This is a genomic window from Campylobacter felis, assembly GCF_030250085.1.
Lineage (GTDB): Bacteria > Campylobacterota > Campylobacteria > Campylobacterales > Campylobacteraceae > Campylobacter_D > Campylobacter_D upsaliensis.
Window position 1 is genome coordinate 25506 of sequence record NZ_JANURX010000019.1, and the last position, 361, is coordinate 25866.

Consider the following 361-nt stretch of genomic DNA (forward strand, 5'->3'; position numbering starts at 1 on the left):
TTTTGATCAACATTTTCAAAGCCTGTATAAATTCCTAAGACTCCATAATCATTTGGAAGTTGTCTTTGTGTAGCGATAAGCATACCTGAGGAATTTGATTTTAATGTCCCTGTCTCACTTCCTAAGTTTGCGCTAAAGTTTTGATAATAAGGAATCACAAAGCTATGGTTGTGAGAGTTTTCATCTCTGTGATGGGTGTGGAGTCGCTCTAACTGGCTTAAGCTTTTGCCATTAGCATTTGTTTCACCTTTTTTACCTGAAACAAAGACTTGAGTGGTGGCTTCTCTTAGCATCCTTGAGAGATTGACATTTCTTACTCTTTGAGAATAAATAATAGATTGTGCTAGGGTTCTACCACTTA

The 361-nt window shown here is 36.8% G+C and carries 1 protein-coding gene; it reads right to left on the reverse strand.

Going from position 1 to position 361, the window contains the following annotated elements:
• On the reverse strand, positions 1 to 361 hold a 361-nt coding region (locus tag NYG92_RS08495), incomplete at both ends, for a hypothetical protein (protein WP_289234128.1).